Here is a 19676-nt window from a genome sequence, read left to right as displayed (position 1 = left end):
GTTTGCACACCGGAAAACACCCGAGCCGCCCATGAAACTGTTGATTGTCGAAGACCAAGCGAAAACCGGCCAATACCTGCGCCAGGGCCTGACCGAGGCCGGGTTCAACACGGAGCTGGTGGCTGACGGCAACAGCGGTCAGCAATTGGCGCTGAGCGGTGATTACGCCTTATTGATCCTCGACGTGATGTTGCCGGGGCGCAGTGGCTGGCAGATTGTCCAGGCAGTGCGCAGTGCCGGGCTGGATACGCCGGTACTTTTTCTCACGGCCAAAGACGCGGTGGAAGACCGGGTTCACGGCCTTGAGCTCGGCGCCGACGATTATCTGGTCAAGCCCTTCGCCTTTTCCGAACTGCTCGCGCGGGTGCGCAGTCTGTTGCGTCGCGGCAGCGCCACCCCGCAGGAAACCAGCCTGCAACTGGCCGATCTGCGCCTGGACCTGATCCGCCGCCGTGTCGAGCGCAGCGGCCAGCGCATCGACCTGACCGCCAAGGAATTCGCCCTGCTGGAAATGCTCCTGCGCCGCCAGGGCGAGGTGTTGCCGAAGTCGCTGATCGCTTCGCAGGTCTGGGACATGAATTTCGACAGCGACACCAATGTCATCGAAGTGGCGATCCGCCGTTTGCGCCTGAAGATCGACGACGACTTCCCCGACAAGCTGATCCACACCGTGCGCGGCATGGGCTATGTGCTCGAAGAGCGTGGCGCCTGATGCGCAGGCTTTCGTTGAGTTCGCGCCTGGCCCTGCTGTTTGCCGCCTGCACTGCTGTGGTATCGCTGTTCGCCGGCGTGCTGTTCGATCGCGCCAGCGAGGCGCATTTTATTGAACTCGACCAGCAGCAACTGGAGACGAAATTGGTCGCTCTGCGTCGCGCCTTGCAGGATATTCAGCCCGCTCAACGCGACGCGCGTCTGGCGGACGAGCTGAGCCGCCAGGCCGATCTTTCGCTGCGCATCACCAGCGGCGATGGTCAGCATTGGTATGACAGCTCCGCACAAATTCCGAAAAACCTGCCATTACAACCGGGCCTGTCGACGATCAGCACTGACGGCACCGATTACCGCGTACTGCGCGCCCCGCTGTATCCGGACACGGCGGATTCACCGCAGCTAACGCTGCTGCTGGACATCACCCACCACCAGCACTTTTTGCAACGCATGCAGCGCCTGATCTGGCTGACCATGGGTTTATCAGCGCTGGCCACCGCGTTGCTCGGCGCCTGGGCGGCGCGCAGTGGCTTGCGTCCGTTGCGGCGCATGAGCACGGTGGCCCGGGGGATTTCCGCGCAGTCGCTCAACGCCCGACTGCCGGAAACGCAAATGCCGCCCGAACTTGCCGAATTGGCCCACAGCTTCAACGCCATGCTCGCACGCCTCGACGACTCGTTTCAGCGGCTCTCGGCATTCTCGGCCGACATCGCCCATGAATTGCGCACGCCGTTGTCCAACCTGCTGACCCACACCCAGGTCACCCTCACCCGCCCTCGCCCGCTCGAGGACTATCGCGAAGCGCTGCACAGCAACCTCGAAGAACTGCAATGGATGGCGCAACTGGTCAACGACATGTTGTACCTGGCCAAGGCCGATCACGGCTTGCTGGTGCCCAAGCGCGAAGCGCTGGAGCTGGCGGAAGAAAGCGATGCGCTGCTGGAGTTTTTTGCGCCGTTGGCGGAGGACGCCGGGATTGAATTGAGTCGAGAGGGCCAAGCGCGAATCGACGGTGATCGCGGCATGTTGCGCCGGGCCTTGTCGAATCTGCTGGATAACGCGCTACGGTTTACCCCGCCTGAAGGTTATGTGCGGCTGAGCATTGCCGATCAGGCGAACTCTGTTCGCGTCTGCATCCAGAACAGTGGAGAAGGAATTTCAGAGGAGTTGCTGCCGCGGTTGTTTGACCGCTTCTACCGGGCTGATCCGGCGCGCCAGGAAGGCAGCAGTGAACATGCAGGGTTGGGATTGGCGATTACGCAATCGATCGTTCGCGCCCATGGAGGGCAGATTCATTGCGAATCAGAAGCTGGGGTGACGCGGTTTGTGATCGAGTTGCCCCGAGCCTGAGGCTGACAAGTTGATCGTTCCCACGCTCTGCGTGGGAATGCAGCCCGGGACGCTCTGCGTCCCTTCAAGGCCGAACGCGGAGCGTCCGTTGAGGCATTCCCACGCAGAGCGTGGGAACGAGCCTGCCAAACTCAGGAATATCTCAGCGCATGCGCCGGCTCGATCTTCGCCGCCCGCCACGCCGGGTACACCGTCGCCAGGAAGCTCAGGATAAAACCCGCCGAGCAGATCAACAGCACATCACCGCCCTGCAATTCCGAGGGCAGGTTGCTGACGAAATACACGTCGGAACTGAAGATGTGCTGCCCGCTGACGCGCTCGACCCAGCCGACCATTTCGCTGACATTCAGCGCGGCAATCACGCCCAGCACGCCGCCGATGATGGTGCCGACAATGCCGATCACCGTGCCCTGGACCATGAAAATCGCCATGATCTGCCGTGGCGTGGCGCCGATGGTGCGCAGGATGGCGATGTCCGCGCCCTTGTCGTTCACCACCATGATCAGCGTGGCGATGATATTGAACGCCGCCACCGCGACGATCATCAGCAACAGCAGGCCGATCATGGTTTTTTCCATTTTCATCGCGCTGAACAGGCTGCCCTGGGTGTGGGTCCAGTCATCGGCCTTGAACTCGGCGCCCAGGCCAGCGGCGATGTCCGAGGAGACCTTCGGCGCCGCGTAGAGGTCCTTGACCGCCAGCCGCACGCTTTGCACCTGATTCGGCTGCCAGTGCTGCATGGCCGCGGCATCGGCGACGTGAATAAGACCCATCAAGCCATCCAGCTCAGCGCCGACCTTGAACACGCCGACCACGTTCAAACGCTGCATACGCGGGGTGACCCCCCCCGGCGCGGTGCTGACTTCCGGCACGATCAGGGTGATCTTGTCACCGACATTCAGGCGGAAACGTCGCGCGGTGATCTCACCGATCACCACGCCGAACTCGCCAGGTTTCAACGCATCGAGACGGCCTTGCACAATGTGCTGGGCGACGATCGAGACCTTGCCTTCCTGCGCCGGATCGACGCCGCTGATCTGGATCGGCTGCATCGAACCCTTGTAGGACAGCATGCCTTCCATCTCAGTGAACGGCACGGCGGCGGTCACTTCCGGATTCTTCATCGCGGCGGCGGCGACCGGTTGCCAATCGTCGATCGGTTTGACGCCGACGATGGTTGCGTGCGGCACCATGCCGAGGATGCGCGAGCTCATCTCGCGCTGGAAGCCGTTCATCACTGACAGCACCACGATCATCGCCAGCACACCGAGGGCGAGGCCGATCATCGAGGTCATCGAGATGAACGAAACAAAGCGATTGCGGCGCTTGGCGCGGGTATAGCGCGTGCCGATAAAGATCGATAACGGTCTGAACATTCGCTGGGGCACCGTATAAAAATAAAAGACCCGACGCCCTCAGGCATCGGGTTTCGACCAGTCAGATAGGCGTGAGGCAGCCTTCCTGCAACTGCAGGACGCGGTCCATCTGGCGGGCCAGATTCATGTCGTGAGTCACCACCAGAAACGCTGTGCGCATCGAAGTGCTCAGCTCAAGCATCAAATCCTGAATGCCTTCGGCCGTGTGCAGATCGAGGTTACCGGTCGGCTCGTCAAGCATCACCAGGCCAGGATTGTTCACCAGTGCCCGGGCGATAGCCACACGCTGGCGTTCGCCGCCGGACAGCTCCGAAGGCTTGTGTTCAAGGCGATGGCCGAGGCCGACACGTTCCAGCAAGGCCGTGGCGCGCTGACGCGCTTCGGGAATAGCCGTCTTGCCGATCAACAGCGGCATGCAGACGTTTTCCAGCGCGGTGAATTCCGGCAGCAAATGGTGGAACTGGTAAACGAAGCCGAGCGCGCGGTTACGCAACAGGCCGCGCTTCTTCTCGCTCAGCGCCGAAAGCTCTTCGCCATCAAGCCAGACGCTGCCCTGGGTCGGTGTATCGAGGCCGCCGAGCAGATTGAGCAAAGTACTTTTGCCCGAACCCGACTTGCCGACAATCGCCACCCGCTCGCCCGGATGCAACTCCAGTTGCAGACCGGCCAGCACTTGTACCGACTCCGGGCCTTCTTCATAGGATTTGCCCAGGTTGCGGCAGCTCAGGATTGCTTGTTCACTCATGCCCGACTCACTCATAACGTAACGCCTCCGCCGGCTGGGTGCGCGCGGCACGCCAGGCGGGATACAGGGTGGCGAGGAAACTCAGGACCAACGCAGCGGCGCAGACCATGACCACGTCCTGGCTCTGCACCTGCGAAGGAAGATAATCGATGAAATACACGTCAGCATTAAGGAATTTGTGGCCGATCAGGCCTTCCAGTGCCGAGATGGCCGCGCTTACATTGAGCGCAGCGAAAATCCCGACCACCGCGCCGATTGCGGTGCCAACCACGCCGATCACCGTGCCCTGCACCATGAACGTGCGCATGATCGTGCCCGGTGTCGCGCCCAAGGTGCGCAGGATGGCGATGTCGCCCTTCTTGTCGTTGACCACCATCACCAGCGTGGAAATGATGTTGAACGCGGCGACGGCAACAATCAGCAGCAACAGCAGGCCGATCATGGCTTTTTCCATGCGGATCGCCTGATACAGATTGCCGTGGGTGCGGGTCCAGTCGCGGGCGTAGTAACGGTCCTCGCCGAGTTGCCGGGCAATGTTCCAAGCCTCGCGCGGCGCCTGGAACAGGTCGTCGAACTTCAGGCGCAGGCCCTGCACCTGATCGGCTTTCCAGCGATGCATCTTGGCCAGATCCTGCAGGTTGGTCACACCCAGATAGCCGTCGAGTTCGCCGGCGCCGACGTGGAAAATGCCGACTACGGTGAAGCGCTTCATGCGCGGGAACATCCCGGCCGGGGTCACGCTGACTTCCGGCGCGACGAAGGTCACCTTGTCACCGATGCCGACACCCAGCTTGGTCGCGGCCTTGTCGCCGATGACGATGCCGAAGCTGCCGGGCGTCAGGTCGTCGAGTTTGCCCTGCTTCATGAAGTTGTCGATGATCGACACGTTGCGTTCGAGGGCCGGGTCGATGGCATTGAGCAGCACTTTGGAGACCTGACCGTTATTGGTCAGCAGGCCCTGCATCTGGGTGAACGGCGCTACTGCCGTCACCTGCCGGTTCTGTTTCACCTTGGCGGCGAGGCTCTGCCAGTCGTTGATCGGCTCGCCGGTTTCCAGGGTGGCGTGGGGCACCATGCCCAGCACGCGGGTGCGCATCTCATGATCGAAGCCGTTCATCACCGACAGCACGACGATCATCACGACCACGCCAAGGGCGAGCCCGATCATCGAAGTCAGGGAAATGAAGGACACAAAATGATTGCGACGCTTTGCACGGGTATAACGCGTGCCGATAAATACGAAGAGAGGTCTGAACATGTCGGGGCTTGTTCGGAGGGAAAAGGAACGTCCTTGTGGCGGGGGTCGATAACCAGCTTTACACTCAGACCACCGCCGCTACCATGGGTTCGCCATGTCGACATTAGATGAAGAAGATCGCCGCGAATACTACCGTATCGAGGACATGATCGCACTGGAAATTCGGCCCCTGTCCGCTCCCGAAGCCGCAGGCGAGGAAGTGTTGCAGGATGCTTCCCCACTCTTCAACCTGCTCAGCGAACTGCACCTGAGCGAATTCGAGTCGCAGCACCTGTTGCGCCAGATCAGCGAGCGCGACCGCGCCATCGCTGCATTCCTCAAATCCCAGAACAAACGCATCGACCTGCTCAGCCAGGTGGTCGCCCTGACCGTGCTCGGTCACATCGGCGAGCCGCAACCGGTGATCATCTCTGAAGGCGGCATCGAGTTTCAGTACCCGACGCCGGTCGCCACGGGCGCACACCTGTCGGTGAAACTGGTGCTGATGCCACAGGCCCTGGGCCTGCTGCTGCGCGCCCGGGTGACTCACTGTGATCCCAAGGGCGATGGCTACGACGTCGGCACCGAGTTCGAACACTTGACCGACGCCCAGCGCCAACTGCTGGCCCGCTATATCTTGCAGAAGCAGGCTCAGGAACGACGTCTGGCCCGCGAACAGAACGAATCAGGCATTTAACTTAAGGAAGAACCGTGACCCTTATCTACGGCCACCGCGGCGCCAAGGGCGAAGCACCGGAAAACACCCTGAGCAGCTTTCAGGCCTGTCTTGCACACGGCGTGCGCCGCTGCGAACTGGACCTGCACCTGTCCAAGGACGGCGAGCTGATGGTCATTCACGACCCGACGCTCAAGCGCACCACTGACCGGCGCGGCAAGGTGGTCGAGCACACCGCCGCCGAGCTGGTTACCTATGACGCGCGCAAGGGCGGGCCCGGATGGGTCAAACCGTGCCCGATTCCGACGCTGGAAGAGCTGTTCGAGAAGTGTGATTTCGAGCATTGGCAGCTGGAAGTCAAAAGCGCTTCGCGCACCCGCGCGGCAACCACCGTGCTGGCGATTCGCGAAATGGCTCAGCGCCATGGCCTGCTCGACAGGGTGACGATCACCTCGAGTTCGCGGGAAGTGCTGAAAGCGGCGCTGGATCTGGTGCCGGATGTGTCGCGTGGACTGGTCGCCGAATACGCCTGGCTCGACCCGTTGAAGGTCGCGGCGAGCTATGGCTGCGAAATTCTCGCGCTGAACTGGACACTGTGTACGCCGGAACGCCTGCAGAAGGCGCAGCGTCAGGGGCTGCATGTGTCGGTGTGGACCGTCAACGAGCCTGCGCTGATGCGCAGACTCGCCGACTTCGGCGTTGACAGCCTGATTACAGACTTTCCCGGTTTGGCCACTGCCACCCTTTAGAATTGCTGAAATCGGTCTCCCCGGCCGGCTCAGGCCACCGGCCGGAGCCCGTCAAAAAAGCCGGTTGAGGCCGTCGTACGCGGCTACCCGATAGGCTTCGGCCATGGTCGGGTAGTTGAACGTCGTGTTGACGAAATACTTCAGCGTGTTCAGCTCGCCCGGCTGGTTCATGATCGCCTGACCAATGTGGACGATCTCCGAGGCCTGATAACCGAAGCAATGCACGCCGAGCACTTCCAGGGTTTCGCGGTGGAAGAGAATCTTCAGCATGCCTTGCGGCTCGCCGGCGATCTGCGCCCGCGCCATGCTCTTGAAGAACGCCTTGCCGACTTCGTACGGCACCTTCGCCTGGGTCAGCTCCTGCTCGTTCTTGCCGATCGAGCTGATCTCCGGAATGGTGTAGATCCCGGTCGGCACATCATTGACGAAGCGCCAGCTACCGTTGTCGACGATGCTGCCCGCCGCCGAACGGCCCTGGTCGTGAGCGGCACTGGCCAGGCTCGGCCAGCCGATCACGTCGCCGGCACCGTAGATGTTCTCTACACAGGTGCGGTAGTTCTGGTCGACTTCGATCTGGCCACGGCTGTTGACCTTGACGCCGATGTTTTCCAGACCCAACTGATCGGTGTTGCCGGTACGGCCGTTGCACCAGAGCAAGGCGTCGGCCTTGATCTTCTTGCCGGACTTGAGGTGCAGGATCACGCCGTTGTCGACGCCTTCAACGCGGTCGTAGTCCTCGTTGTGGCGCACGGTAATGTTGTTATTGCTGAAGTGGTAGCTCAACGCCTGGGAGATTTCCGAGTCGAGGAAGCTCAGCAATTGCCCACGGTTATCGACCAGTTCCACCAGCACACCCAGACCGCTGAAGATCGAGGCGTATTCGCAGCCGATCACGCCAGCGCCGTAAACGATCAGTTTGCGCGGGGTGTGGCCGAGGCTGAGGATGGTGTCGCTATCGTAGATACGCGGGTGGTGGAAATCGATGTCGGCCGGGCGATACGGGCGCGAGCCGGTGGCGATGATGATGTGCTTGGCCACCAGTTTTTCCACCACGCCATTGCCGCACACCACTTCGATGGTCTGCTCGTCGGCGAAGCTGCCGGTGCCGAAGAACACGTCGACGCGGTTGCGGGCGTAGTAGCCGGTGCGCGAAGCGACTTGCTTGGAAATGACTTTTTCGGCGCTTTTCAACACGTCCGGGAAGGAGAACCAGCGTGGCTCACCGATCGCGCGGAACATCGGGTTGGTGTTGAACTGCATGATCTGCCGCACCGAGTGACGCAGTGCCTTGGACGGGATGGTGCCGAGGTGGGTGCAGTTGCCGCCGACCTGGCGACGGCTGTCGACCATCGCGACCTTGCGCCCCGCTTTGGCGGCGTTCATTGCCGCGCCTTCTCCCGCCGGGCCGGAACCCAGTACCACCACGTCGTAGTTGTAGACAGCCATGCGTACTCCTCAGAACAGGCCGCGGTGCCAGCAGCACCGGCGGCTAAATCACGCCGAACGGCGGCGCGAAGGAACAATTGGGGGCCAGTACAGAACCCGGACACAGTCTATAGAAGCGTCAACGCCGCGCACATTAACCCTTGGTCGCGTCGTAGGCTACTTTTGCCTGCACTACAACGCCAGCTTTCGTGTTGTCTTCAGTCAGTTTTTTGCGCCAACCAGCCGCTCGAACGCCGGACTGCTGCGGATGACAAAACCTGTATCGGCACGCTCGACAAAGAATGCAGCAACGTCATGCGTTTGGGCATAGTCCATTGCCCTTTGCGGGCCGAGAGTCAGCAACAGCGTCGATAGTCCATCGGCCATCAACGCTGAAGGATGAATCACCGTGACGGACGCCAGGTCATGCAGGACAGGTGCGCCGCTGCGGGCATCGAAGGTGTGGGAATAGCGCCGACCGTCCTGGAGAAAATAGTTACGGTAGTCGCCAGAGGTCGAGACCGCGTATCCGTCGATTTCAATGACGCGCTCAGCGACCTGCTGATCATCGCGCGGTGCTTCCAGCGCGATGCGCCAGGGCGAGCCGTCGGCTTTGCTGCCTTGCGCCTTCAACTCGCCCGTGGCTTCGGCCAGGTAATTGTCGATGCCCATGGCCTGCAGCCTGGCGGCGATGGTATCGACCGCGTAACCCGCGGCGAGGCTGTTGAAATCGACTTCGACGGCTGCGTCCTTGCACAATCGCTCGCCGTCGATGCGCAGATGCCGGTGGCCGACACGCTGCATCACCTCGGCGACGGCAGCGCTGGAAGGGATCTTCTCCTGCCGACCTTGCGGACCGAAGCCCCACAGATTCATCAACGGCTCGACGGTGAGGTCGTAGGACCCTTCGCTTTCAACTGCAAGCTTTTCGCCGACACCAATCAATTCGAGCACCGATGCCGGCATGGTCTGACAACTGTTGGCCGGCAAAGCATTGAAACGTTCGATGTCCGAATCATTGCGATAAGTGGACAACTGACGGTCGACTTCGCCGAGGATGACTTCCACTTCGCGACGAACTTGCCCGGGATCGGCGAGCCCAGCGTGGCGCACATATTTGACCGACCACGTGCTGCCCATGGTCGCGCCGCCGACCACCTCCTGAGTGTCGCCATTGCCGCAGCCGGCCAACACCGTCGCCAACATCACAAGCCCCGCCCAGCGTCCAGTTAACAAATCTTCATCTCTGCGCAAAACCATGGCGGCCATTATGAACTACAGCGCCCGCGTGCTCCTGCCGGGCGGCACGCCTTTTTATAAAATTGAAACAGTGAGTAACCGACCATGTCCACCAGCCCGGGCACCGGCAAAGCGATCTTTCGCGTTGTCAGCGGCAACTTCCTCGAGATGTTCGACTTCATGGTCTACGGCTTTTACGCCACGGCCATTGCCAAGACCTTCTTTCCCACCGACAGCGCCTTCGCGTCGCTGATGCTATCGCTGGCGACCTTCGGCGCCGGTTTCCTGATGCGCCCGCTCGGGGCAATTTTCCTCGGCGCCTACATCGACCGCCACGGTCGGCGCAAAGGCCTGATCATTACTCTGGCAATGATGGCCGCCGGCACGGTGCTGATCGCCTGTGTGCCGGGCTATGCGACGCTCGGCGTTGCCGCGCCGCTGCTGGTGCTGCTCGGTCGTTTGCTGCAGGGCTTCTCGGCGGGCGTCGAGCTGGGCGGTGTCTCGGTGTATCTGGCAGAAATTTCCACGCCGGGGCGTAAAGGCTTTTTCGTCAGTTGGCAGTCCGCCAGCCAGCAAGCGGCGGTGGTCTTCGCCGGACTGCTCGGCGTCGGCCTCAACCATTGGCTGAGCCCCGAGCAGATGGGCGACTGGGGCTGGCGCGTGCCGTTCCTGATCGGCTGCATGATCGTGCCGGTGATCTTCGTCATTCGCCGCTCGCTGGAGGAAACACCCGAGTTCCAGGCCAGAAAACATCGCCCTACCCTGCGCGAAATTGTCCGCTCGATCGGGCAGAACTTTGGCATCGTCATCGCCGGTATGGCGCTGGTAGTGATGACCACGGTGTCGTTCTACCTGATCACCGCCTACACCCCGACCTTCGGCAAGGCCGAACTGCAGCTGTCCGATCTCGATGCATTGCTGGTGACGGTGTGCATCGGCTTGTCGAACTTCTTCTGGCTGCCGGTGATGGGTTCGGTGTCCGACCGGATCGGGCGCAAGCCGCTGCTGCTCGCGGCGACGATTCTGGCAATTCTGACCGCGTACCCGGCGCTGTCGTGGCTGGTGGCGAATCCGAGTTTCAGCCATTTGCTGATCGTCGAATTGTGGCTGTCGTTCCTGTACGGCTCGTACAACGGTGCGATGGTCGTGGCGCTGACCGAAATCATGCCGGTCGAAGTGCGCACCACCGGATTCTCGCTGGCCTACAGCCTGGCGACCGCGACGTTCGGCGGCTTCACCCCGGCGGCGTGCACTTACCTGATTCATGTGCTGGACAACAAGGCTGCGCCGGGGATCTGGCTGAGTGGCGCGGCGGTGCTGGGGTTGATCGCGACGCTGGTGTTGTTCCGTGGCAACAAGCATGAACTGCGGACGGCGCAAGCGGCCATCCCTGGCGGCGCCCGATAGGACGCCATCGCTGGCAAGCCAGCTTCCACAGGTTTACTGGGCGGTTATACGATTGCATTCGCACCCCAAGACCCTGTGGGAGCTGGCTTGCCAGCGATGGGGCCGCAACAGGCTATGAAGATTTTTCAGGCATAAAAAAACGCCCCGACACAAGTCGGGGCGTTTTCATGTGCAGCTAATGCTTAGCGCGGGAACGCTGGCGGATTTACATCAGCCATGTCTTCCATCACGCGAACCACCTGGCAGCTGTAGCCAAACTCGTTGTCGTACCAGACGTACAGCACAACGCGGTTGTCCTGAACGATGGTCGCTTCGGCGTCGACCACGCCGGCGTGGCGCGAGCCAACGAAGTCGGTGGACACCACTTCCTGCGAATTGACGAAGTCGATCTGCTTGTGCAGCTCGGAGTGCAGCGCCATGTAGCGCAGGTACTCGTTCATCTCTTCACGGGTGGCGGCTTTCTCAAGGTTGAGGTTGAGAATGGCCATCGACACGTTTGGCGTCGGAACGCGGATCGCGTTACCGGTCAGCTTGCCGGCCAGCTCAGGCAGAGCCTTGGCAGCAGCGGTGGCAGCACCGGTCTCGGTGATCACCATGTTCAGCGCGGCGCTGCGGCCACGACGATCGCCCTTGTGGAAGTTGTCGATCAGGTTCTGGTCGTTGGTGTACGAGTGAACGGTTTCGACGTGACCGTTGATGATGCCGAACTTGTCATTTACCGCTTTCAGCACCGGCACGATGGCGTTGGTGGTGCAGGACGCCGCAGACACGATCTTGTCGTCAGCAGTGATTTCACCGTGGTTGATGCCGTGAACGATATTCTTCAGCTTGCCCTTGCCAGGCGCGGTCAGAACAACGCGGTCGATACCCGGGCAGGCCAGGTGCTGACCGAGGCCATCGGCGTCACGCCATACACCGGTATTGTCCACCAGCAGCGCGTCTTTGATGCCGTACTGGGTGTAATCCACCTCGGTCGGGTTCTTCGCGTAGATCACCTGGATCAGGTTACCGTTGGCGGTGATGGTGTTGTTTTCTTCGTCGATGGTAATGGTGCCGTTGAACGAACCATGTACCGAATCGCGGCGCAGCAGGCTGGCGCGTTTGGTCAGGTCGTTTTCGGCGCCTTTGCGCACGACAATGGCGCGCAGACGCAGGCCGTCGCCACCACCGGTTTTCTCGATCAGGATGCGCGCCAGCAGGCGGCCGATACGACCGAAGCCGTACAGCACGACGTCGGTGCCTTTACGTGCGGAAGCGTTCTGCTGACCAACCACGTCAGCCATCTCTTCACGAACGAACTGCTCGGCGCTGCGGCCATTGCCTTCGTTACGGAATTTGAACGCCAGCTTGCCCAGATCCACCGAAGCCGCGCCGAGCTTGAGCTCGCTCATGGCTTTGAGCAGCGGGAATGTTTCGTGGACGGAGAGTTCGCTGTCGTCGGAAGAACGGTGGCGAGCAAAGCGGTGGGCTTTGAGAATCGCGATGACAGACTGGTTGATCAGACTGCGGCCATAGATCGAGCTCACCACGTTGTTATTGCGGTAGAGCTGACCGATAAGCGGAATCATCGCTTCTGCGAGTGCTTCACGGTCGATCCATTCACCAAGACACTGGTCGGGCTTCTGAGTCACGGTAACCTTCCACATGTAGGGGCAGAAAAAAGGGGCTACATTATGCCGCCGACAACCTGCCGTAGCAATGCGCGCTTGTCGCGCAATCGGTAACAAATTTCCGTTCAAAAAAATTACGCCCCGCGCCAGCCCAGTAAATACGCGGCCTGCAGCGTAGTCAATTTTTCGACGAGTGTTAGACGATGTCTGTAACCCTCCGTAACACCACCCGGTTTCGGCACTACATAACCCTATAAAAACTGCTCTTTTTTATGGTTACCACTACATTTCGTCAAAACAGCGAAGATAGACGCAGTCTGCAACTGACAGCCGGCACCGGACGCCGCTACAATTACCGACTTTGTCGCAAAGCCTGGAGCTCAACCTTCCGTGCCTGTTCTGCGTCTACCGCTACTTCCTGCCGAGGCAGGCAAACAGCACTGGGGCAATCTGCCCGGTGCTGCCCTCAGTCTGGCGATTGCCGAGGCTGCCAGCGCTGCCAAGCGCTTCACCCTGCTACTGACCGCCGACAGCCAGAGCGCTGAACGGCTGGAACAGGAGCTGAGTTTCTTCGCCCCGGATTTGCCCGTTCTGCATTTCCCCGACTGGGAAACCCTGCCCTACGACCTGTTCTCGCCGCACCAGGACATCATCTCCCAGCGTATCGCTGCCTTATACAGGCTGCCGGAACTGGTGCATGGCGTGCTGGTGGTGCCGATTACCACGGCCTTGCATCGTCTGGCGCCGACCCGATTCCTGCTTGGCAGCAGTCTGGTGCTGGATATCGGTCAGAAGCTCGACGTCGAGCAGATGCGCTCGCGGCTTGAAGCCAGCGGCTATCGCTACGTCGACACGGTGTATGAGCACGGCGAATTCACCGTCCGCGGCGCGCTGATCGATCTGTTCCCGATGGGCAGCAAACTGCCCTATCGTATCGATCTGTTCGACGACGAAATCGAAACCCTGCGCACCTTCGATCCGGAAACCCAGCGTTCGATCGACAAAGTCGAATCGGTCAAGCTGCTGCCGGCGCGAGAATTTCCGCTGCAGAAAGACGCGGTCACGCGCTTCAAGGCGCGTTTCCGTGAGCGCTTCGACGTCGATTTCCGTCGCTGCCCGATCTTTCAGGACCTGAGCAGCGGCATCACACCGGCCGGTATCGAGTACTACCTGCCGCTGTTCTTTGACGAAACCTCGACGCTGTTCGATTACCTGCCGCAGGACACGCAAGTGTTTTCGCTGCCGGGCATCGAGCAGGCCGCGGAGAATTTCTGGAACGACGTGCGCAATCGTTATGAAGAACGCCGCGTCGATCCTTCGCGTCCTTTGTTGCCGCCGGCCGAATTGTTCCTGCCGGTCGAAGACTGCTTCGCCCGCCTGAAAAGCTGGCCGCGTGTGGTGGCCAGCCAACAGGACGTGGAAACCGGTGTCGGCCGCGAACGTTTTCCGGCGCACGCGCTGCCGGATCTGGCGATCGAAGCCAAAGCCACACAACCGCTGGCCGCGCTCGCCGCGTTCCTCGATGAGTTCCCCGGTCGGGTGCTGTTCACCGCCGAATCCGCGGGCCGTCGCGAGGTGTTGCTGGAGTTGCTCGAACGCCTGAAGCTGCGGCCGAAAACCGTCGATAGCTGGCCGGATTTTGTTGCAAGCAAGGATCGTCTGGCGATCACCATTGCGCCACTTGATGAAGGTATGGCGCTCGACGATCCGGCGCTGGCGCTGGTCGCGGAAAGTCCGCTGTTCGGGCAGCGCGTCATGCAACGCCGCCGTCGTGAGAAACGCAGCGACGTCAGCAATGACGCGGTGATCAAGAACCTCACCGAACTGCGCGAAGGCGCGCCGGTGGTGCACATCGACCACGGTGTCGGCCGCTATCTGGGCCTGACAATTCTGGAAATCGACAATCAGGCTGCCGAATTCCTCACCCTGGAATACGCCGAGAACGCCAAGCTCTATGTGCCGGTGGCCAACCTGCACCTGATCGCGCGTTATACCGGAAGCGACGACTCGCTGGCGCCGCTGCATCGCCTCGGCTCGGAAACCTGGCAGAAAGCCAAGCGCAAAGCCGCCGAACAGGTGCGTGACGTCGCCGCCGAACTGCTCGACATCTATGCCCGTCGTGCCGCCCGTGAAGGCTACGCATTTGCCGATCCGAAAGCCGATTACGCGACGTTCAGCGCCGGCTTCCCGTTCGAAGAAACCCCCGATCAGCAATCGACCATCGAAGCCGTACGCGAAGACATGCTCGCGCCGAAACCGATGGACCGGCTGGTCTGCGGCGACGTCGGTTTCGGCAAGACCGAAGTGGCCATGCGCGCGGCGTTCATTGCCGTGCACGGCGGGCGGCAGGTGGCGATTCTGGTGCCGACCACCCTCCTCGCCCAGCAGCACTACAACAGCTTCCGCGACCGCTTCGCTGACTGGCCAGTGACCGTGGAAGTGATGAGCCGCTTCAAGTCCGCCAAGGAAGTCAACGCGGCCATCGCTGATCTGGCCGAGGGCAAGATCGACATCGTCATCGGCACGCACAAGCTGCTGTCCGACGATGTGAAGATCAAAAACCTCGGGCTGGTGATCATCGACGAAGAACACCGTTTCGGGGTGCGCCAGAAAGAACAGCTCAAGGCCCTGCGCAGCGAAGTCGACATCCTGACCCTGACCGCAACGCCAATCCCGCGCACGCTGAACATGGCGGTGTCGGGCATGCGCGACCTGTCGATCATCGCCACGCCGCCGGCACGACGCTTGTCGGTGCGCACCTTCGTCATGGAGCAGAACAAGAGCACGGTCAAGGAAGCCCTGCTGCGTGAGCTGCTGCGTGGCGGTCAGGTCTACTACCTGCACAACGATGTGAAGACCATCGAGAAATGCGCCGCCGACCTCGCTGAACTGGTACCGGAAGCCCGTATCGGTATCGGCCACGGGCAGATGCGCGAGCGTGAACTCGAGCAGGTGATGAGCGATTTCTATCACAAGCGTTTCAACGTGCTGATCGCCTCGACCATCATCGAGACGGGTATCGACGTGCCGAGCGCCAACACCATCATCATCGAGCGCGCCGACAAGTTCGGCCTGGCGCAGCTGCACCAGTTGCGTGGCCGAGTCGGCCGCAGTCACCACCAGGCTTACGCCTACCTGCTGACCCCGCCGCGCCAGCAAATCACCTCGGACGCGGAAAAGCGCCTCGAAGCGATCGCCAACACGCAGGACCTCGGCGCCGGTTTTGTGCTGGCGACCAACGATCTGGAAATCCGTGGCGCCGGCGAATTGCTCGGCGATGGCCAGAGCGGGCAGATTCAGGCCGTGGGCTTCACGCTGTACATGGAAATGCTCGAACGCGCGGTGAAGTCGATCCGCAAGGGCGAGCAACCCAACCTCGATCAACCGCTCGGTGGCGGCCCGGAGGTCAATCTGCGGGTGCCGGCGCTGATTCCGGAAGACTATCTGCCGGATGTCCATGCACGTCTGATTCTGTATAAACGCATCGCCTCGGCCACCGACGAGGAAGGCCTGAAAGATCTACAGGTCGAGATGATCGACCGTTTCGGCTTGCTGCCGGAGCCGACCAAGAATCTGGTGCGCATCACCGCACTGAAATTGCAGGCAGAAAAGCTCGGCATCAAGAAAGTCGACGGCGGCCCGCAAGGTGGCCGAATCGAGTTCGAGGCGCAGACGCCGGTGGACCCGATGACGCTGATCAAGCTGATCCAGACGCAACCAAAACGCTACAAATTCGAAGGCGCGACGATGTTCAAGTTCCAGGTGCCGATGGAACGCCCGGAAGAGCGCTTTAATACTGTAGAGGCGCTGTTCGAGCGCCTCCTCCCGAAAACTGTTTAAGGACGCCCAATGCGCCTGTTTCGCTCGCTGACTTTGCTACTGGCTTTGGTAGCACCTGCGGCATTTGCCGACGATACCTATCAGGTCGAAATGATTCTGGTGCGCCAGAATGCCGTACCCGCCATCGTCAGCCGCGCCGCACCGGAAGACTGGGCCGCCGGCGCACAGCGTTTGAGCGATGACAGCCAACGCACGCCAGCGTTGAACGACGTGGTCAGCAAACTTGGCGCCAGCGGCGACTACACCGTACTGGTGCACAAGGCCTGGCAGCAGACGCTGGGCGAAACGCCGGCGAAAGTGGCGGTCAGCGACGGGCAGGAGCAATTCGGTCAGTTCCCGATCGAGGGCACGCTGGAAATGAAACTCGGCCGCTTCACCGATGTGAGCGCCGATTTCTGGGTCAATCAGATCGACGCCAATGGCCTGGTCACCGCCAGTGAGCGCCTGAAACAGGACAGCCACACCAAGAATGGCCAGCTCAATTACCTCGACAACGGCCACCTGGCCCTGCTGATCAAGATCACTTCCCTGACCGCACCTGCGCCACGGGAAGCGCCTGAAGTCGTACCGGACTGATCGAAGTCCCTATGTCACCGCCCCTGAGCAAACCGTTGGCACCCTCGTGGGTCAGCCGGTTCAAGGAACAGAGCCTGGAGCGCGGCCGCCGCTATGCCCTGGAAAACCGCGTGCGCATCGCCCAGGTCGGCGATGCGACCATCACCGCCAGTTGCGAAGGCTCTGGCGGCAGTGTCTACCGTCAGACCATTCACTTGCGCGAGTCGGCCAAAGGCACCTTGTTGCTGGTCGACGCCGGTTGCACCTGCCCCGTTCGCAACAACTGCAAACACTGCGCGGCGGTGCTGCTGAAAGTCCAGGAAACCCTCGACTACCCCGCCGCCGCCAAAGACGCCGAGTTGCTTGAAAAGCTCCAGGCAGTGCTGGAAAACCGCGGCCCGAAAGCGCCGCCACAAGTGCTGGTCGACAACGTGCAACCGTTGCCGCGCCTGTGGCTGGCCAGCGTCGAGTTCAGCGCCTTCGAACCACGCAACGGGCGCATGCAGCGCTATATCCAGCACCGCGCGGCGCTGTCGTTCAGCTATCTGGACGAGTACGTCAGCGGGCAGAAAAACAGCGACATTCTGATTCGTCAGGACACCCAGACCCTGCGCGTCAAACGCCACCCCGACGTCGAGCAGTCCTACCGCGAGCAATTGCGTATTCTCGGTTTCCGCATCGCCACAAGACAGAGCAAAGCCCTGCCGGAGAGCGCCGGCGAACTGTATGAAATGGTCAACGACAGCGCCTGGCTGACCTTCACCCTCAACGACCTGCCGAAGTTGCGCAGTCAGGGCTGGGAACTGCAGATCGACGAAGAATTCGGTTTCGATCTGACCGCCGTCGATGACTGGTACGCCACCGTCGAACAGGCGCCGGAACGCGACTGGTTCGATCTGGAGCTGGGCATCATCGTCAACGGCGAACGCCTGAGCCTGCTGCCGATCCTGCTTAACCTGATGCGCTCGCACGCGGAAATCCTCAACCCGGAACGCCTGGCCCGGCGTCGCGATGACGAGCTGATTCTGGTCAACATTCCGCAACGCAACAGCGAACACGGGCCGCTGCAAGTGGCGCTGCCGCTCGGCCGTTTGAAACCGGTGTTGATGACGCTGGGCGAGTTCTATTTGCAGGAACCGGGCGAAACCACCCTGCGCCTGAGCAAGGCGGATGCCACACGCCTCAATTCGCTGGAGGGCATTCCGCTGCTGTGGGAGGGTGGCGAACAGATCCGCACGTTTGCCCAGCGCTTGCGCGACATCCGCGACTTCAGCGCTGAAGCGCCTGAAGGTCTGAACGCAACCTTGCGCCCTTATCAGCTCGAAGGCTTGAGCTGGATGCAATCGCTGCGGCAACTGGAAGTCGGCGGGATTCTCGCGGATGACATGGGTCTGGGCAAAACCCTACAGACCCTGGCGCATATTCTCAGCGAGAAAAACGCCGGGCGCCTTGATCGGCCGTGCATGGTGGTGATGCCGACCAGCCTGATTCCGAACTGGCTCGACGAAGCCGCGCACTTCACGCCGCAATTGAAAGTGGTCGCGCTGTACGGCGCCACTCGCAAAAAGCACTTTGACCACCTCGCGGATTTCGACCTGATCCTGACCACCTATGCGCTACTGCCCAAAGACGTCGAGCGTCTGGCGAAACAGCCGCTGCACGTATTGGTGCTGGATGAGGCGCAATACATCAAGAATCCCAACAGCAAAGCCGCACAAGCTGCGCGCGAGCTGAATGCACGCCAACGCCTGTGCCTGAGCGGCACGCCGCTGGAAAACCACCTCGGCGAACTGTGGTCGCTGTTCCACTTCCTGCTGCCGGGCTGGCTCGGCGATGTGAAAAGCTTCAACGCCGATTACCGTGTGCCGATTGAAAAGCGCGGCAGTGAAGTCAGGCTTCAGCACCTCAACGGCCGGATCAAACCGTTTCTGCTGCGCCGCACCAAAGAGCAGGTGGCGACCGAGTTGCCGCCGAAAACCGAGATCATCCATTGGGTCGATCTCAACGAAGCGCAGCGCGACGTCTACGAAACCATGCGCCTGGCCATGGACAAAAAAGTCCGCGACGAGATCACCCGCAAGGGCGTGGCGCGCAGCCAGATCATCATTCTCGAAGCACTGCTCAAGCTACGTCAGGTCTGCTGCGATCTGCGCCTGGTCAATGACGCCACCCTGCCCGCCCGCGGCAGCACCTCGGGCAAGCTCGATAGCCTGATGGAAATGCTCGAAGAGCTGTTTGAGGAAGGGCGGCGGATTTTGCTGTTTTCCCAGTTCACCTCGATGCTCGCGCTGATCGAAGACGAACTGAAAAAACGCAAGATCGCCTACGCACTGCTGACCGGTCAGACCCGTGATCGGCGCACGCCAGTGAAGGAGTTCCAGAGCGGCAAACGTCAGATCTTTCTGATCAGTCTGAAGGCTGGCGGTGTGGGGCTGAACCTGACCGAGGCGGACACGGTGATTCACTACGACCCGTGGTGGAACCCGGCGACCGAGAATCAAGCGACAGACCGGGCGTATCGGATCGGCCAGGAAAAACCGGTATTCGTCTACAAGATGATTGCCCGCGGGACAGTGGAAGAGAAGATTCAGCACCTGCAAAAGGAAAAATCCGACCTCGCTGCGGGCGTGCTCGACGGACGCAAGGCCGGCGACTGGAAGTTGCAGAGTGATGATATCGAAGCGCTGTTTGCGCCGTTGCCGGACAAGCTTGAGAAGCGTTGAAATCGGCGTCGCTGATTAGATAGCTTTCGCTGGCAA

Annotated in this window: 14 protein-coding genes; 8 read left to right on the top strand and 6 right to left on the bottom strand. The window is 61.0% G+C overall.

Annotated elements, in window-relative coordinates:
• Positions 1–31 precede the first annotated feature (31 nt).
• Positions 32–712: a heavy metal response regulator transcription factor gene (locus tag J3P93_RS09355; RefSeq protein WP_090284711.1), complete on the top strand. Its 681-nt coding sequence runs from the start codon at positions 32–34 to the stop codon at positions 710–712.
• A complete protein-coding gene (locus J3P93_RS09350; RefSeq protein ID WP_434596791.1) occupies positions 712–2058 on the top strand; it encodes a heavy metal sensor histidine kinase in 1347 nt (448 codons plus the stop codon). The genes J3P93_RS09355 and J3P93_RS09350 overlap by 1 nt, the downstream gene beginning before the upstream one ends.
• Before the next feature lie 131 nt (positions 2059–2189).
• On the opposite strand, the gene J3P93_RS09345 is transcribed toward J3P93_RS09350, so the two are convergent.
• The 3 genes from J3P93_RS09345 to J3P93_RS09335 all read right to left on the bottom strand — a co-directional run bounded on the left by J3P93_RS09345 (position 2190) and on the right by J3P93_RS09335 (position 5437).
• Positions 2190–3434 (bottom strand): lipoprotein-releasing ABC transporter permease subunit, encoded by a 1245-nt coding sequence (locus J3P93_RS09345; RefSeq protein ID WP_434596789.1) that lies wholly within the window; start codon positions 3432–3434, stop codon positions 2190–2192.
• Between the two features lie 61 nt (positions 3435–3495).
• Positions 3496–4194 (bottom strand): lipoprotein-releasing ABC transporter ATP-binding protein LolD, encoded by a 699-nt coding sequence (gene lolD / locus J3P93_RS09340; RefSeq protein ID WP_093099885.1) that lies wholly within the window; start codon positions 4192–4194, stop codon positions 3496–3498.
• On the bottom strand, positions 4187–5437 hold the full coding sequence (locus J3P93_RS09335) for a lipoprotein-releasing ABC transporter permease subunit (protein WP_434596786.1): 1251 nt from the start codon (positions 5435–5437) through the stop codon (positions 4187–4189). The genes lolD and J3P93_RS09335 overlap by 8 nt, the downstream gene beginning before the upstream one ends.
• A 94-nt stretch (positions 5438–5531) precedes the next feature.
• On the opposite strand from J3P93_RS09335, the gene J3P93_RS09330 reads away from it, so the two are divergent.
• Together J3P93_RS09330 and J3P93_RS09325 are read left to right on the top strand one after the other, a co-directional pair.
• Positions 5532–6113, top strand: a complete 582-nt coding sequence (locus J3P93_RS09330) for a PilZ domain-containing protein (protein WP_203418786.1) — start codon at positions 5532–5534, stop codon at positions 6111–6113.
• A gap of 14 nt (positions 6114–6127) precedes the next feature.
• Complete coding sequence (locus J3P93_RS09325) at positions 6128–6841, top strand: glycerophosphodiester phosphodiesterase (protein WP_434596783.1); 714 nt, start codon at positions 6128–6130, stop codon at positions 6839–6841.
• A 51-nt stretch (positions 6842–6892) separates the two neighbouring features.
• Here J3P93_RS09325 and sthA read toward each other — a convergent pair whose 3' ends face one another.
• A complete protein-coding gene (gene sthA, locus J3P93_RS09320; RefSeq protein WP_090284726.1) occupies positions 6893–8287 on the bottom strand; it encodes a Si-specific NAD(P)(+) transhydrogenase in 1395 nt (464 codons plus the stop codon).
• Positions 8288–8488: 201 nt separating this feature from the next.
• Complete coding sequence (locus J3P93_RS09315) at positions 8489–9535, bottom strand: FAD:protein FMN transferase (RefSeq protein ID WP_434596781.1); 1047 nt, start codon at positions 9533–9535, stop codon at positions 8489–8491.
• Between the two features lie 75 nt (positions 9536–9610).
• On the opposite strand from J3P93_RS09315, the gene J3P93_RS09310 reads away from it, so the two are divergent.
• Positions 9611–10912, top strand: a complete 1302-nt coding sequence (locus J3P93_RS09310) for an MFS transporter (protein WP_434596778.1) — start codon at positions 9611–9613, stop codon at positions 10910–10912.
• Between the two features lie 182 nt (positions 10913–11094).
• Here the strand turns inward: J3P93_RS09310 and J3P93_RS09305 are convergent, their stop codons facing one another.
• Positions 11095–12558 carry a glyceraldehyde-3-phosphate dehydrogenase gene (locus tag J3P93_RS09305; protein WP_016775482.1) on the bottom strand — a complete coding sequence of 488 codons (1464 nt, stop codon included), beginning with the start codon at positions 12556–12558 and terminating at the stop codon, positions 11095–11097.
• A 354-nt stretch (positions 12559–12912) separates the two neighbouring features.
• Here J3P93_RS09305 and mfd point away from each other — a divergent pair, with 354 nt between their 5' ends.
• Genes mfd through J3P93_RS09290 form a run of 3 tightly spaced genes read left to right on the top strand, consistent with a single transcriptional unit; the run spans position 12913 to position 19640 of the window.
• Positions 12913–16362, top strand: coding sequence for a transcription-repair coupling factor (mfd, locus tag J3P93_RS09300; protein ID WP_090284730.1), 3450 nt, complete (start codon positions 12913–12915; stop codon positions 16360–16362).
• Positions 16363–16371: 9 nt separating this feature from the next.
• The gene (locus tag J3P93_RS09295) at positions 16372–16938 is read left to right on the top strand and encodes a CsiV family protein (protein ID WP_434596775.1); all 567 of its coding nucleotides are present in this window, start codon (positions 16372–16374) and stop codon (positions 16936–16938) included.
• An 11-nt stretch (positions 16939–16949) separates the two neighbouring features.
• Complete coding sequence (locus J3P93_RS09290; RefSeq protein ID WP_434596772.1) at positions 16950–19640, top strand: SNF2-related protein; 2691 nt, start codon at positions 16950–16952, stop codon at positions 19638–19640.
• The last annotated feature ends 36 nt before the right edge of the window (positions 19641–19676 follow it).

The sequence above is a fragment of the Pseudomonas sp. R3-57 genome (assembly GCF_051132065.1).
Taxonomy (GTDB): Bacteria; Pseudomonadota; Gammaproteobacteria; order Pseudomonadales; family Pseudomonadaceae; genus Aquipseudomonas.
This window is presented reverse-complemented; position numbering and strand designations above follow the sequence as displayed.